Annotated in this window: 15 protein-coding genes; 8 read left to right on the top strand and 7 right to left on the bottom strand. The window is 69.1% G+C overall.

Features of this window, described 5'->3' with window-relative positions; genetic code table 11:
* Positions 1 to 152: 152 nt before the first annotated feature.
* Positions 153 to 1,103: a type IV toxin-antitoxin system AbiEi family antitoxin domain-containing protein gene (locus B7R24_RS14675; RefSeq protein ID WP_116419717.1), complete on the bottom strand. Its 951-nt coding sequence runs from the start codon at positions 1,101 to 1,103 to the stop codon at positions 153 to 155.
* Positions 1,104 to 1,237: 134 nt separating this feature from the next.
* Between B7R24_RS14675 and B7R24_RS14670 the strand changes: the two genes are divergently transcribed.
* Positions 1,238 to 1,804 (top strand): dihydrofolate reductase family protein, encoded by a 567-nt coding sequence (locus B7R24_RS14670; protein ID WP_116419716.1) that lies wholly within the window; start codon positions 1,238 to 1,240, stop codon positions 1,802 to 1,804.
* A 270-nt stretch (positions 1,805 to 2,074) separates the two neighbouring features.
* Here the strand turns inward: B7R24_RS14670 and B7R24_RS14665 are convergent, their stop codons facing one another.
* Complete coding sequence (locus B7R24_RS14665; protein WP_172582851.1) at positions 2,075 to 2,551, bottom strand: DUF2510 domain-containing protein; 477 nt, start codon at positions 2,549 to 2,551, stop codon at positions 2,075 to 2,077.
* Between the two features lie 186 nt (positions 2,552 to 2,737).
* Between B7R24_RS14665 and B7R24_RS14660 the strand changes: the two genes are divergently transcribed.
* The 3 genes from B7R24_RS14660 to B7R24_RS14650 all read left to right on the top strand — a co-directional run bounded on the left by B7R24_RS14660 (position 2,738) and on the right by B7R24_RS14650 (position 5,271).
* A complete protein-coding gene (locus B7R24_RS14660; RefSeq protein ID WP_116419714.1) occupies positions 2,738 to 3,145 on the top strand; it encodes an ester cyclase in 408 nt (135 codons plus the stop codon).
* Between the two features lie 105 nt (positions 3,146 to 3,250).
* Positions 3,251 to 4,183: a Ppx/GppA phosphatase family protein gene (locus B7R24_RS14655; RefSeq protein ID WP_116419713.1), complete on the top strand. Its 933-nt coding sequence runs from the start codon at positions 3,251 to 3,253 to the stop codon at positions 4,181 to 4,183.
* A 263-nt stretch (positions 4,184 to 4,446) separates the two neighbouring features.
* Entirely contained in the window at positions 4,447 to 5,271 is an 825-nt protein-coding gene (locus B7R24_RS14650) for an alpha/beta hydrolase (protein WP_116419712.1), read from the top strand.
* 57 nt (positions 5,272 to 5,328) lie between these two features.
* Here the strand turns inward: B7R24_RS14650 and B7R24_RS14645 are convergent, their stop codons facing one another.
* The 3 genes from B7R24_RS14645 to B7R24_RS14635 form a co-directional block, all read right to left on the bottom strand.
* A complete protein-coding gene (locus B7R24_RS14645) occupies positions 5,329 to 5,688 on the bottom strand; it encodes a hypothetical protein (RefSeq protein WP_147304058.1) in 360 nt (119 codons plus the stop codon).
* 18 nt (positions 5,689 to 5,706) lie between these two features.
* The gene (locus B7R24_RS14640) at positions 5,707 to 7,824 is read right to left on the bottom strand and encodes a PQQ-dependent sugar dehydrogenase (RefSeq protein WP_216363714.1); all 2,118 of its coding nucleotides are present in this window, start codon (positions 7,822 to 7,824) and stop codon (positions 5,707 to 5,709) included.
* Between the two features lie 253 nt (positions 7,825 to 8,077).
* Positions 8,078 to 9,148, bottom strand: a complete 1,071-nt coding sequence (locus B7R24_RS14635) for an aldo/keto reductase (protein ID WP_116419709.1) — start codon at positions 9,146 to 9,148, stop codon at positions 8,078 to 8,080.
* 94 nt (positions 9,149 to 9,242) lie between these two features.
* Between B7R24_RS14635 and B7R24_RS14630 the strand changes: the two genes are divergently transcribed.
* Both B7R24_RS14630 and B7R24_RS14625 read left to right on the top strand, forming a co-directional pair.
* Positions 9,243 to 10,139, top strand: a complete 897-nt coding sequence (locus tag B7R24_RS14630; protein ID WP_116419708.1) for an SDR family oxidoreductase — start codon at positions 9,243 to 9,245, stop codon at positions 10,137 to 10,139.
* A gap of 104 nt (positions 10,140 to 10,243) precedes the next feature.
* Entirely contained in the window at positions 10,244 to 11,854 is a 1,611-nt protein-coding gene (locus tag B7R24_RS14625; RefSeq protein ID WP_116419707.1) for a hypothetical protein, read from the top strand.
* A 19-nt stretch (positions 11,855 to 11,873) separates the two neighbouring features.
* Here B7R24_RS14625 and B7R24_RS17670 read toward each other — a convergent pair whose 3' ends face one another.
* Positions 11,874 to 12,011: a hypothetical protein gene (locus B7R24_RS17670; protein WP_172582850.1), complete on the bottom strand. Its 138-nt coding sequence runs from the start codon at positions 12,009 to 12,011 to the stop codon at positions 11,874 to 11,876.
* A gap of 328 nt (positions 12,012 to 12,339) precedes the next feature.
* Here B7R24_RS17670 and B7R24_RS14620 point away from each other — a divergent pair, with 328 nt between their 5' ends.
* Positions 12,340 to 12,624 (top strand): GNAT family N-acetyltransferase, encoded by a 285-nt coding sequence (locus tag B7R24_RS14620; protein ID WP_116419706.1) that lies wholly within the window; start codon positions 12,340 to 12,342, stop codon positions 12,622 to 12,624.
* A gap of 42 nt (positions 12,625 to 12,666) precedes the next feature.
* Here B7R24_RS14620 and B7R24_RS14615 read toward each other — a convergent pair whose 3' ends face one another.
* On the bottom strand, positions 12,667 to 13,527 hold the full coding sequence (locus B7R24_RS14615; RefSeq protein WP_116419705.1) for an NAD(P)H-binding protein: 861 nt from the start codon (positions 13,525 to 13,527) through the stop codon (positions 12,667 to 12,669).
* Between the two features lie 85 nt (positions 13,528 to 13,612).
* Here B7R24_RS14615 and B7R24_RS14610 point away from each other — a divergent pair, with 85 nt between their 5' ends.
* Entirely contained in the window at positions 13,613 to 14,353 is a 741-nt protein-coding gene (locus B7R24_RS14610) for a TetR/AcrR family transcriptional regulator (protein WP_116419704.1), read from the top strand.
* Positions 14,354 to 14,444 lie beyond the last annotated feature (91 nt).

The raw sequence follows: 14,444 nt of genomic DNA, 5'->3' as shown, positions 1-14,444 counted from the left end.
GGGGGCCGCGCACCGCGAGCCCCGCGCCGCTACCCGCACCCGGGGGCCGCGCACCGCGAGCCCCGCGCCGCTACCCGCACCCGGGGGCCACGCACCGCGAGCCCCCCGCCGCGAGCCCCGCGCCGCTACCCGCACCGCGAGCCCGCGCCGCGTCAGCGGCCGCGTGCGGCGCGGAGCGGTACTCCGGCGGCGCGCAGGAACGGGTGCAGCCGAGCGGGGTCGATGGCCCGCCACCAGTCCCAGCGCACCACTCCGAGCGACAGCGCGCGGAGTCGGTCTTCGCGCACCTTCTCCTCGTAGACGACTTCGCCGGGCGTGCGGCCCTTCAGGTACTCCGGTTTGAGGTACTTCTGTCGACCGTCGACTTCGCCCACCAGACGGTAACCCGGCCAGGCGAAATCCGTCGCCCCGATGAAGCCGTCTGCATCGAAGTACTCTCTCTGAAGCTCCGGAACCTCGAAACCGCCGAGGTGGAGGTTGGCGCGGCTGGCGGACTCCGCCGGCGAGTCGGCCAGACTGGTCGAGAACTGCAGCACGCTCTCGATCCGGCGCTGAAACCGGGTCACCCGCGCCTGCTCGAAGGCGGCATACAGGTCGGCCTTCATGACGCGGGCCGGGCGCTTGCGGTGCAGGGAGAAGTCCGCAGTCGTCACGGCGGAGGCGAAACTCGACGTTGCTGCGAGATCGACGACCGTACGCGCGACGGAGGTCACGAGCATCCCCTTCATCTCGACGACATCCGCACAGTCGAGCCGGGTGGGGTGTGCGATCGTCTCGGCCGTGGACCGCCCGCCCGACGTTCGCTCGATCAAGCGGTGTACCTCTCTCGGCCACTCCCCGACGATCGGCAGTCCGTGCACCGCGGCGGCTGACCAGTGCGACAGCACGGGGCGGGCCCGCCCGACCAGGGAGACCGATTGGCAGAGCGCGCGATAGCGACCGACCGCGTCGAGCTCGCGCCAGGCCTCGGCCGGAACGTACACGCCGCGCCGAACACGGTGAACCGAACCACGCGTCGAGGCGCGTGCAATGCTCCGTCGGTCGCCGCCGGCGTGTTCGAGAGCGCCGGTGGTGATGAGGGGCAGGTCGGGTGTGGAGGTCATGGTCCACCGTGCCGTGTCGGGGGAAGGGGGTGGGCCCCCGTGCTACGATCCGTGCACAACCGGCCAGTCGGCCCCGCTGTGGAAACCGCGCAGGCGCGCTGGCGGGCGGCGGATGCTCGGGGTTATGCTCGGCCATGGCCAGGTTGATCTACTCGAGCATCACCTCGCTCGACGGGTACATCGAAGACGAGAGCGGCTCCTTCGCATGGAGCGCACCTGACGAAGAAGTGCATGCGTTCGTCAACGATACGCAGCGCACCATCGGCACCCACCTGTACGGCCGACGTCTGTATGAGACGATGCGGGTGTGGGAGACGATGTCGCTCGAGGGTGAGCCGCCGGTGATGGTCGACTACGCCGCGCTGTGGCGGGCCGCCGAGAAGGTGGTGTACTCCAGCACCCTCACGAGCGTCTATTCAGCGCGGACGCGTATCGAGCCCCGCTTCGACACCGACGCGGTTGCCGAACTCAAGCAGGAGGCATCCGCAGACCTGGTCATCGGTGGGCCGGCGCTCGCAGCCCAGGCGCTCGCCGCGGGGCTCGTCGACGAGGTGCAGCAGTTCGTCTCGCCCGTGATCGTGGGCGGGGGCAAACGGTTTCTTCCCGACGGGCTGCGGCTGGCGCTCGAGCTGAAGGAGCAGCGCCCCTTCGCGAACGGCGTCGTGTTTCTGCGCTACCGGGTACCCGGGCCCAGAGGCTGAACAGCTGCCGCCGAGCCCGGGCCCAGCCAGACCGCCGCCGCCGCCGATCCGGTGAAAGGGTCGCTCACGCTCGCCATTCCCGGCCGGCGCAGGTCGCGTTGCCTGCGGCTGTCACCGGTACTGGTTGACGACCGCATTCACCGCAGGCACCGCGGCGACGAACTTCGCGACCACCACGACGAGGTTCAGCACGGTGACGGCGATGAAGACCCAGACGACGGCCATGCCCCGGCCGGATTCCCGCCGCACGATCACCGTGCGCCCGATGGTCTAGAAGATGCCGAGGAATGCCCAGGCCCAATGAAAACGGCGGGCGAAACCGACTTGGCCGAGGCGTTTGAAATCGAATGCGGCCAGCACGACGCTGGCTGCGAAGATCACCCAACTCAGGCCCTGCACGAGCAGATACACCGGGCTGGTCATCGTGGGGTTCGAGAAGGGGTTCGACGTGCCGCGGTTCGCGAGCGACTGCCGCATGGAGTCCGCCATCAGCGAGCCGAAGTCGACGAAGAGCAGCGCGATCACGCTGAGAAGAGGCAGCACGAAGAGCCAGATGAACACGTTGTACACCGGCGTCGCCTTGGTGACCGTGCTCGTCGGCTGCGGGGTGAGCTGGCTGAGGTTCTGAAGGTGTTCGGTCCACTGAACGCCATCCCACCACCGGAAGGTCGGCGAGCCGGGGGCTGTCGGATACCAGCCTGGCGCGGCCAGAGACGGGGAGACGCTGTTGTCGAGGGGATCACTCACACCGCTGAGCCTGCCAGTGCCGGGCGGTGAGGGCAAATGGTCGCCTGACGGGCGGCGTCTCGCACGGGCGCGGCCTGAACGCAAGCGTCTGGTGGGCCGGTCGGATCTGGGGTCGAATGACAGGGGAGTGGTCACGCAGGGCTTCCCCATCACATCTGACGAAACACACACGAGAAGAGTGAAGCCATGAGCCAAGAGACCAACATCCAAGCCCAGCAGAAGTTCGGCGAAGCAGTGAACAGCAACCAGCTCGACCTGCTCGACGATCTCGTCGCTGTGGATGCCGTGGACAACGACCCGGCGCCCGGCCAGGAGCCCGGCCCGGCTGGGTACAAGGCGTTCTTCGGCGAGATGATCACGGCGTTCCCCGACCTGCACATCGAAGTCGAGCGGCTCGTCGCGAACGACACCGACGTGGCCTTCGCCTACACCCTCACCGGCACCCACCAGGGTCCGCTGATGGGAAACGCGGCCACCGGCAAGTCGATCAGTGTGCGCGGCATGCAGCTGAGCCGGTTCGAAGACGGCAAGCTCGTCGAGCGCTGGGGCAGCAGCGACCAGAAGGGCATGCTCGAGCAGCTCGGCCTGGCCTGATCGGGCGTCACGCCCGTCCATTTTGCGCAAAGGCACCCAACCCGCAGGGTTTGGGTGCCTTTGCGCAAAGTGAGGTTGGTACGGAGGAGGCGATAGGTTCGAGGGATGCGGCTTGGCGTTCTCGACATCGGATCGAACACTGTTCACCTCCTTCTCATCGACGCGCATCCGGGTGCCCGTCCGCTACCGTTCGGCTCGCACAAACGGTCCCTGCAGCTGGTGGCGTACCTCGATGAGCGCGGCGCGATCAGCGAAGAGGGGCAGCGCGAGCTGCTCGACTTCATCGGCGAGGCGGCCGAGTTCGCTCGCACGAACGACGCCGAAGACCTGCTGGCGTTCGCCACATCGGCCATCCGCGAGTCGGCGAACGGCCAGGAGGTGCTCGCCCGCGTGTATGCCGAAACGGGCATACGTCTCGCCGAACTGAGCGGGCCGGATGAAGCGGCTGCGACGTTCCTCGCGGTGCGGCGGTGGTACGGCTGGGGTGCGGGCAACATCCTGAACCTCGACATCGGGGGCGGTTCGTTCGAGCTCGCGATGGGTGCCGACGAGCATCCGGAGCTGGCGCTGTCGGTGCCCCTCGGGGCCGGACGGCTCACGTGGGACCTCCTCGAGGGCGACCCGCCGAGCGCGAAGAGCGTCAAGGCGGCGCGTAAGTACATCCGTGCCACGCTCGCCGAGCCGATCGCCGCTTTCACCCGGCTCGACCCCGCGACGCTGGTGGCGGCGACGTCGAAGTCGTTCCGGTCGCTGGCGCGCATCACCGGCGCCGCACCACGCGCAGCCGGACCCTACGTCAAGCGCGAGCTGCGCCTCTCCGACCTCACGCTCTGGGCCAACCGGCTCGCGGCGATGTCGGCCGCCGACCGGGCAGAGCTGCCGGGGGTTTCAGAGATTCGCGCCCGCCAGATGCTCGCTGCGGCCCTGGTGGCAGAGGCGGCGCTCAGCGGGCTCGGCCTCGACGCCGCCCAGATCTGCCCGTGGGCGCTGCGGGAGGGGCTCATCCTGCAGCGGTTCGACCACCTCCGGGCGCTGTAGCGCCCGTAGGGCCTGTAGCGCCGTTGCGCCGTTGAGCTTCGACCACCTCCGCGCGCGATAGCGACGTGGCGACGGGGCGCCGTGGCGCAGGGCGCTGTGGCGGCAGGTGCGCGGGCTCGACGCCGACGCGTGCACCCTGCCACCGCGCCCGGCGACCCGCGCCCGGCGACCCGCGCCCGGCGACCGCCGAGCATCCGGATGCCGCGTCCCGCGGACCCGCCCGACCCTTTCGCGAACGGGAGAGCCGAGCGTACATTCGTCTCATGGCAACCTCGAACGAATGGACCTTCGACGCTCTCGACGGAGAACGCGTCGCCCGAACGTGGCGCGCGGCACCGGGCAGCGCTGCTCCGCCCCGCTACATCGCCCTGCTGGTGCACGGTTACGGCGAACACATCGGTCGCTACGAGTATGTCGCCGATGTGCTGGTCGAGCACGGTGGCATCGTGTACGGCGTCGATCACGTCGGCCACGGCAAGAGCGCGGGCGACCGGGTGGTGGTGCGCGACTTCGAAGACGTCGTGACCGATGTGAACACCCTCGCAGAGCGCGCCCGCGCCGACACCCCCGGCCTGCCGGTCGTGCTCATCGGGCACTCGATGGGCGGCATGATCGGCGCGCGGTACGCGCAGCGCTACGGAGAGCAGCTCGCCGCGCTGGTGCTCTCCGGCCCCGTGCTCGGCCGCTGGCAGGTGGTGGACGATCTGCTGCCGCTCGACCCGATTCCCGACACCCCCATCGACCCGTCGACCCTGTCGCGCGATCCCTCCGTCGGCGAGGCCTACGTCGCCGACCCCCTGGTGTGGCACGGGGCGTTCCAGCGCCCGACTCTGCAGGCGCTGAACGCGAGCCTGGCGCTGATCGCCCGATCGGGTGACCTCGGCGCGCTGCCGACACTCTGGGTGCAGGGCGAGGACGACCAGCTCGTCGCCCTGGCCGACAGCAGGGCGGGTATCGAGGTCATCGCCGGATCCGCCCTCACCGAACACATCTTCCCCGGCGCCCGCCACGAGGTCTTCAAGGAGACGAACAGGGACGAGGTGCTGGCGGTCGTGACCGGCTTCATCGACGGGGTGCTGCAGGCCTGAGAGCACGCCGGGTGGAGGCGGCGGCCGGTCTCCGGATGCCGCGACCCACCCGCCGGGTCAGTCGTCGTCGCTCGGGCCGAAGTCAGGCCGAACATCCCACGCCGTCTGCCGACGCAGCGTCGCGACCAGTCTCAGCGCCTCGAACCTCGCGTGGTCAGTGCCCACGGTGCTGTAGACGTCGATGGCGAGGGGCGGAGGTTCGCCCAGTTTCGGCAGTTCGACCTCGACCCATGCTCCCTCGACGAGCGGAATGAGCGGACGCCCCTGTTTGGCATTCTCGACCGGCCGATCGACGGCAAGCGAGATCACCGCCAGCGTGTCGAGCTTGGAGATCGCCTGGTTCAGGATGATCGTGGCCGCGTATTCGGGCACCTCGACGACACTCTTCTGTCGTCGGAACCGGAATCGGCGGGGCACCCTTCCAACCTAGGCGGTTCACCCGCCCAGCGTCACGCGCAGCAACTTCTCATCGCTGTTGTTCGGAACGCTGTCTTTGTTGCCGAGGTTGCTGGTGGTGAGCCAGAGCCCGCCGTCGGGCGAAGGCTCGACCGTGCGCAGCCGACCGTAGGTGCCGTTGAAGAGAACCGTCACGTTCGTGAGGGACGATCCCGAGATCACCTCGCGGTACAGCCGCGTTCCGCGCTCGCAGGCCACGTACAGAATGTTCCGCACCACCGTGATGCCCGAGCAGGACCCCTCAGAGGTCGGATACGTCTGCTTCGGCGCAATGAAGCCGGCGGTGCCACAGGTGCCGGTCGTTCCCTCGCAGGCGGGCCAGCCGTAGTTGCCGCCCTTCACGATGAGGTTCGTCTCGTCCATCACGCTGTTGCCGAACTCCTGCTCCCACAGCCGGCCCTGCGAATCGAACGCGAGACCCTGCGGGTTGCGGTGGCCGTAGCTCCAGACGTAGGTGCCGAAGGGGTTGTCTGCAGGGACCGAGCCGTCGGCGTTCATCCGCAGCACTTTGCCGTTCAGCGAGGCGAGGTTCTGTGCGTTGTCGCCGTTCTGGGCATCCCCGGTGCTCGCATAGAGCATGCCGTCGGGGCCGAAGCGCAGCCGACCGCCGTCGTGGAACTTGTTGCGCAGGATGCCGCTGAGCAGCACTTGCTCGCTCGAGAGCACCAGCTTGTCGCTCTCGACCCTGATGCGCACGATGCGGTTGTCGGTGGGGGAGGTGTGCATGATGTACAGCCAGTGCGTGGTCGCGAAATCGGGCGCGATCGCCAGCCCGAGCAGGCCGCCCTCGCCGTCGGTGTTCTCGACGTTCGGCACGGTGCCCACGGTGGTCTTCGCTCCGGTCGCCGGGTCGAGGTGCACGATGTCGTGCGCGTCGCGGCGGCCGTAGAGTATCGTTTCGTCGGCGAGGGTCACGAGGCCCCAGGGGATGTCGGTGTCCGTCGCGATCTGGGTCACGGCGCACACGGCCTGGGCGCATCCGGTGCCCGTCGTGACAGCCACAGCGGTGCTGTTCGGCGAGACATTGGCCTGCCCGTCTCTCGCGACCACCGAGTAGGTGTATTTCGTGTTCGGGGCGAGGGCACTGTCGACGAAGGTGGTGCCGGGGGCGACGGATGCCGTACCGGTCACGGAGCCGACTTTGGCGCCATTGCGGTAGAGGTCGTAGGCGCGCACGCCGATGTTGTCGATGGCGGCGGTCCACTTCAGCGTGACCGTGGTGCCGGAGGCCGACCCCGTGAGCCCCGTCGGTGCGGTCGGCGGCTGGGTGTCGGCCTGGCAGTTCGGCGGGGTGATGCGCACGGTCGCGCTGGCCTGCGAGACGTTTCCCGCCGCGTCCCGCGCGTTCACATACAGACCCCAGGTGACGCCGCCGACGACAGTCAGGGTCGTTCGGCGCTCGGGTGCGGCGACGGATGTCATCAACTGGCCGTCATGGTAGACGTCGTAGAAGGTCACTCCCACATTGTCGGTCGACACGGTCCAGCCGAAGGTCGCGGTGTCGCAGGTGAGCACACCGATGTGCGGATCCTGGGGCACACTCGGCGGGGTGGTGTCGGGGGCGAGGGTCGTCGACCACTTCTGGCCGGCGGATCCATTGCAGGTGAGCATGCCGACGAGGGTGCTGTTGGCGGTCTTGCCACCGGTGACGTCGAGGCAGAGCCCGGACTGCACTCCGGTGATCGTGCCGTTCGCGTTCAGGGTCCACTTCTGGTTCGAACCGCCGTTGCAGGTCCAGATCTGCGCGCGGGCGGGGGATGTCGTGACCTGGCCGGAGACGTCGAGGCAGCGGGTGTCGGCGAAGGTCTTCAGCTCCCCTGCGGTGCTGCGGGTGAAGGACTGGTTCGCCTGGTTGTTGCAGTCGTAGATGTTCATCACCGTGCCCGGGGTGGCGGTGTTGCCGGTCACGTCGAGGCATCGTCCCGAGGGAACGCTGACGATGCGGGCGCCGGCTGCTGCTGCAGCGGCAGACTCCGGATGCCCCTGGCCGACGGCCGGTGCGAGCGTGACGGCTATCACGAGGGCCGCCAGTGCGAGTGCGAGGGCCGGCCTCGGACGGCGGGTGCGTCCCTGTCGCTTTCCCGGGAACGTGAACACGTGTCCTCCTGCCGGTCGCGCCGCCCCCCGGGGCCACAACGACGGTGTTGGGAGGATGCCCGGGCCCGGGCTCTCCTCTGTGCCGACGCTAGTCCTCTGCGGGCCCCGCGTCATCCCCCCCGTCGAGCGAATCGTGTCACGCGACGTGCGTCTGGCCTGTCGATGCGCTCGTTCCGCCGTCGACCGCGAGAATCGCGCCGGTGATTTTCGATCGACGAAGGGGGCGTGCTTCGCGGGATGGCCGGGTGCTCGGTCAGGTCCAGGGGCGGGCGCTGCGCGCAGCCCAGTACTGCCCGGGCGGTTCGGCGAGGGCCGCGAGGGCGTCTTCGTCGAGGTCGACGCCCGGCGGCCGGGCCGCGAGATTCTCGCGCAGCTGTTCCCCGGTGACGGCGCCGCTCAGCACGATGTCGGCCCACGGATGCGCGACCGCCGCGCCGATGGCGAGCCCCGCGAGCGGCTGCCCGGAGGCCGCCGCGAGGGCCGCTGCCGCGACCTCCGCCCCGCGCGCCGCGACCCCGCCGCCGGTGCCGCCCGCGGGCAGCCCAGCGCTCTGAGCGACCTCCGCCCCCCGCGCCGTCAGGCGGCCGTTCGCCAGAACCTCCTTCACGACCACCAGCCACCGCGCGTCGTTCGCGCGCGCGAGCGCCGGCCCGGCCGAGGGCTCGAGCAGGTTCCAGGTGCTCTGCACCGCCGTGAACGGCGAGTCGGCCAGCGCCAGCACGCGGTCGATCACCGCAGCCTGCTCCGGTCCGCTCGTCGAGAACCCCACCCGCACCCCGCTCGCCGCGATCTCGCGCAGTCGGTCGAGCAGCGCAGGGTCGTCGAGCGCGGGGCTTTCGGGCGTGAGTGAGTGGATGAGGTACACGTCAGGCGCTCCGCCGAGCGCCTCCAGCGTCTCGGGCCACTGCTGTTCGAGCATCCGGAGCCCGTGGTCTTTGCGCTCCTGAACGTCAGCATCGAGTCGCCAGTCGCCGACGTACTCGTAGCCCCACTTCGATCCGATCGTGAGCGCGTCACGACGGGCCGGATGCTCGGCGAGCCACGATCCGAGAAACCGTTCGGCGTGCCCGTACGACCTGGCGGCATCGAAGTAGCGGACGCCGAGCAGCCAGGCCTCCTCGAGCAGGCGGTGCGCCCGGTCTTGCATCGCGTCGATCGAGCGGTCGTCGGCCGAGCCGAGATCGCTGTCACGCCCGACCGTGATGTACGCGGGGCGGCCGATCGCCGCAAGGCCCAGCCCGAGCCGCGAGGCGATGCCGCCGCCAGTGTCGCCGCCAGTGTCGGTGTCGGTGTCGAGGTCGGGGTCGAAATCGGTGTCGCCCATGAGCCCCAATGATAGGCCGCCGCGCACCGTGCCGCCTCGGCACGAAAATCGCAACCCCTCCCCGGCGAACCGTGACCGCCCGTAACGTCGAAGCATGACCGATGACCAGTACACGTCTCAGGATCCCGCCAAGATGTTCGCCGACATCGACCAGTCGGCCCAGTACCAGGAGGGCTCGGGGCTCGACTCCAAGCTCGACGACAAGGCCGACCGCGGCGAGAAGACCTACCGGGGCAGCGGTCGTCTGATCGGGCGCAAGGCTCTCGTCACGGGTGGCGACTCGGGCATCGGCGCGGCCGTCGCCATCGCCTATGCGCGAGAGGGCGCCGATGTGGCGATCTCGTTCCTGCCCGAGGAGCAGGGGGATGCCGCAGTGGTGTTGAAGCTGATCGAGGAGGCCGGCCAGAAGGGCATCGGCTTCCCCGGTGACATCACGAGCCCCGAGTTCTGCCGCAGCCTCGTGGCCGACGCCGTCGAAGGGCTCGGCGGACTCGACATCCTCGTGAACAACGCGGGCAAGCAGCAGTTCGCTGAGGCGCTCGCCGACATCACCGACGAGCAGTTCGACGAGACGTACAAGACCAACGTCTATGCCATGTTCTGGATCACGAAGGCAGCCCTTCCGCACCTCGGCGCCGGTTCGACCATCATCAACACCTCGTCGATCCAGGCCTACTCGCCGTCGGAGACGCTTGTCGACTACGCCTCGACCAAAGCCGCGATCAACACGTTCTCCAAGGCGCTCTCGCAGCAGCTCGCGCCGAAGGGCGTGCGAGTGAACGTGGTCGCGCCCGGCCCGATCTGGACCCCGCTGCAGACGGCGGGCGGCCAGCCCACCGAGGCGCTGCCGACGGTCGGCGAAGAGACACCTCTCGGCCGCTGGGGCCAGCCCGCAGAGCTCGCGCCCGCCTACGTCTTCCTGGCGTCGCCCGAGTCGAGCTACGTGATCGGTGAGACGCTGCACGTGAACGGTGGCATGCCGACGCCCTGACGCATGCCGTCGCCCTGACGCATGGCGACGCCCTGACGCATGGCGTTCGACAAAAGGGTGTTCAGGCGGTTGCATCGTCGGGAGAAATAGGTGACTATTTCTCAATGGCCTCGATTGTTCATCACACCCTCCGCGCTCGTGCGGGTGCATTCAGCGGGTTCCGGCCGGAAGGCTGGAACCCGCTTCTGCGTTTCGTCCTGCTGGGCCCGGTTCCCGCCGGAGCCGAACTGGTGTGGGTCATGAATCGGCCGGGCGGTGCGCTCTGGTTCGAGCATCGCCAGCCTCTCGATGAGCTCGCCGCCGACAGCTTCGCCTCCGTCGACCTGCAGCACTGGGTCGACGGAGTCGACAGCCCCGACGCCGGAGCGACGCGCTTCACCGTGCGCGTCGTCTCCGAACTCGACGGGGTCGATGAACTGTTGCACGACGGAGTCCTGTCGATCGTCTCCCTCGACGACGACCAGCGGTTCGCTGTGGACAACGAATGGATGCACGGGGTCGCCCTGCTGGCCCTCGACACAATCGACGAGCCCGACGCACCCGCCCTGGTGACGACGATCTTCACGCTCACAGACGCCGAGGCGCACCAGTACGAGGCCCATCTCTTCAGGGAGGGAGCGCGCCTTGCCCGGGCGTCGGGTATCGAGAGCCGCTACGCCTTCACCGCGAATGACGGATCTGTTCTCGGCTACGAGTTGGCGATCTCATTCGACGGTGTGCGGGGATGGAACAACCTCAGCGGTTCCGGTTGGGGTGGCGACTGGCACCTGCTCGACGCGAACGACGGCCACTACGAGGTGAAGGTGCTGTGCGCCTCGCGGGTCATTCTCGTGGTTCCGTTCGAGGTGGCGGCCGGCCGCCTGGTTGCGACCGGCCGCGTGGAACTCGACCCCGCGGTCGGTGCAGTGCTGGTCGCCGACGCGTTCGGCTCCACAGCAGGGCAGACGGGCAGTCTGCCCGGCACTCGTACGTTCTCCGCGGGCGACCCTCCTGCGGCGCACGGGGCGACCGTCGATGATGTGTACCGGCTTCGGGCTGCCGGGGCGGCCGCAGACGCCCGTGCGGCCGGCGATGTTCCCGGCGATGAGACTGCAGCGTCGTTCCGGGCCCTCCTCGACCGGGCGGAGCGGCTCATCGCCACCTGGGAGCACGATCTGGTGGGCACCCTCGGTCCGTTCGACAATGCTCAGGTGCTGGGGGCCGAGGCCGTGCTCGCCGAGAGGGCCGGTTACCGGGCACTGGCAGACGCGGCGGCGGCGGTGCCCGACGACCACCCCGTCGATGTGAACACCGTTCCGACGACCATCGGTGAGCTCCGGTCCCGCGTGGAGGCGATCTTCGCCGCCGCCGCTGTGCGCATCTCGTGCGCTGGGCAGAACGAGTCAGACGAGCGGGCGCCCTACCGAGCCCTGCTGACCGGTGACAGGCTCGCCGTCTTCGACGACCATCCGGCCCCCGACTTTCTGTACACGACGGTGGGCCGACGCCTCATCGAGACGCCGGAGGAGCTGGCTGCGGCCGAGTACTGGTTCTTCGAGGGACCCCTCGATCTGCCGGGTTCGGCAACGGTCGACGGAGAGAAGATCGCGGTCAGCGTGCAGGGCTGGCGCGTGCTCGGATGGCGTTTCGCACCCGACGGTTCGACCGTCGACATGACGGAGTCACAGGGCCAGGGTCCGAGCGCCCCGCTGTCGGCGTTCCAGCCGCGCGGCTGAGGCGGGGCACCGCGGTGCTCTAGGAGGCGGTCTCGTGTGTGGCGGTCTCGGGGTTGGTGGCGTCGATCTGCGCCCACGTGTTGTAACCCACGACCACCGACAGCACGATTCCGAGCACGCTCAGCACCGGTCGGATTCCGGTCAGGTACCGTGACATCGCTCTCTCTCCTTTCGTCGGGTGGCGGGCACCGTGTGCTCCGCTTCTTCGAGCATGGCCCGGCAGGCTATGGAGGGCCGATGAGACGACTGGATGTTCGCCGAGCACCACCCCGCAGCATCCTGAGTCGGTGCCTGGGCGAGCCCCTCCCACCTCGGGGGGCACCCATTCTGGGTCTGGGGGCGACGCGTGCGTTTGCATAGAGTAGGAAATACCTAGCTACCGCGAGCGTCCCCGAAGACGCTCGCACGCGTCACGCGCGTCAGAGCCCCCTGCCTCTCCCAGAGAGCCAGGGGGCTTCGTCGTTGTCGCGGCGTAGGGTTGCAGCATGGCCCGCGAAATCCTCCACGACACCGACCGTCATCGCTATCTGCTGCGCATCGACGGAGCGCTGGTGAGTGCCGCCGACTACGTCGAGAGTGACACGAGCATCTCGTTCACCCACACCTTCACCGACCCCAAGCTGCGCGGCCAGGGATACGCGAACGAGGTCGTCACCTTCGCGGTCGACGACGTCGAGCAGAACACTGCGCTGCGCATCGTGCCGATGTGCCAGTACGTCGGGCAGTGGTTCGACGAGCACCCGGAGCGGTCTGCGCTGCTGGAGCGCTGACGAGCCGCCGACGCCGTCGAGCACGTCGGGGCCGACCCTGTTTCAGTGCGCTGCGGGCCCCTGGCCCAGCACCTCGCGCACGGTCATCGGCTCCCGGCCGAGCAGGTCGGCGAGCAGGGGATCGGTACCGGCGAAGAATCCCCGTTCAGCCGCCTGGAACATGCCCAGCATGAAGCGAGCCACGAATTCCGGCTGGCCAGCCTCCACCTGAGCGGCGACCCACTCGTTCTCGCCCAGCACCTCGAGGCGAACCGTCTGCCCCGCCAGCTCCGAGGCAGTATCGGCGATCTGTTCGAACGTCGGTGCCGCGCGTGCGGTGAGTGTGACGGGGCCGTCCTGTGCGCCGTCGGCGGCGATGATCACGGCGGCGGCCTCAGCAGCATCTTCGCGTGCTGTCCAGGAGACCGCGCCGTCGACGGGGACGGCGATCACGCCGGTCTCCCGCCACGGGCCGAGCAGCCAGCTGAGGCTGTGGGCGTAGAACCCGTTGCGGAGCGACGTCCAGGCGACTCCGGAGTCCTCGAGCAGCTGCTCGGTCGCTGCATGGTCGCGGCCCGGACCGAAGGGTGTGTCTGGCGCTGCGCCCTGGTGGCTCGTGTACAGGATGCGCCCCACCCCCACCGCGGCTGCTGCCTCGATGGCGGCCCGGTGCAGGCTCACCGCATCGGCTCTGGGGTCGCTCGACGACACGAGCAGCAACTGGTCGGCCCCCGCGAATGCCCCGGGCAGGGAGGCCGGGTCGGCGTAGTCGCCCTGTCTCACCCTCACTCCGAGGTCGGCGAACCGGCCGGCTTTCCCGGTGTCGCGAACGGCCACGGCGATATCGCTCGCGGGCATCCGTTCGAGCAGGTGGTCGACGGTGGCGCCGTTGAGGGCGCCCGTGGCGCCAGTGACGATGATCATGGTGTGCCTTTTCTGTTATCAGTGAAAACATGAAAATGCTAACACTGATAACACGGCGGAAGCAACATCCTGTTACCGTTGCTACGTGAGCATCGAGACCGGCACCCGCAGCGATACCCGGTCGCGCATCGTGGAGGTCGCCGCCCAGCTCCTGCGAGAGCAGGGACCGGCCGGCGTCACCACCCGCAGAGTGGCCGAGGCCGCCGGGGTGCAGGCCCCGACGATCTATCGCCTCTTCGGTGACAAAGACGGACTGCTCGACGCTGTGGCCGAATTCGTGCTGGCCACGTTCGTGTCGACGAAGGCCGCAATCGTCGAGGCGGCGTCGGCCGACGACGTCGACCCGCTCGACGACCTGCGGGCGGGCTGGAGAGCACAGATCGAGTTCGGCGTCGCTAACCCCGAACTGTTCCGGCTCCTGAGCGACCCGGCGCGTGGCCGGAGTTCGCCCGCCGCCGAGTCGGGCAAGCGTGTGCTCGAAGCGCGCATCCACCGCGTCGCGGTCGCCGGTCGGCTCCGCGTCGCGGAGTCCCGTGCCGTCGACCTCGTGCAGGCGGCCGGCATCGGATGCATTCAGACGCTTCTTGCGACAGCGCCGGGGCTCCGGGATGCTGGGCTCGCCGACAGTATGTACGAGGCGGTTCTCGCGCAGATCCTGGCCGAGGTAGTGCCGGGGGAGGAGCATCTCGGCTCCGCGCCGCTGGCAGCCCTCGTCGGGGCGCGCGCCATCTCCCCGGAGCTCGATGCGCTCAGCGAGGTCGAGCGGATGATGCTCGCGGAGTGGCTCGACCGGGCGATCCACTCGCTCCAGCGCACCCGGCTCTGACCCCGGTTGTTCACCTGGCGTCCAGATCGGCGACGCGGGCGCCGGTGAGAATTCTGGAGGCGACGACGTTCGGTCGGCGCACAATCTAGGG

The sequence above is a fragment of the Subtercola boreus genome (assembly GCF_003399645.1).
Lineage (GTDB): Bacteria > Actinomycetota > Actinomycetes > Actinomycetales > Microbacteriaceae > Subtercola > Subtercola boreus_A.
This window is presented reverse-complemented; position numbering and strand designations above follow the sequence as displayed.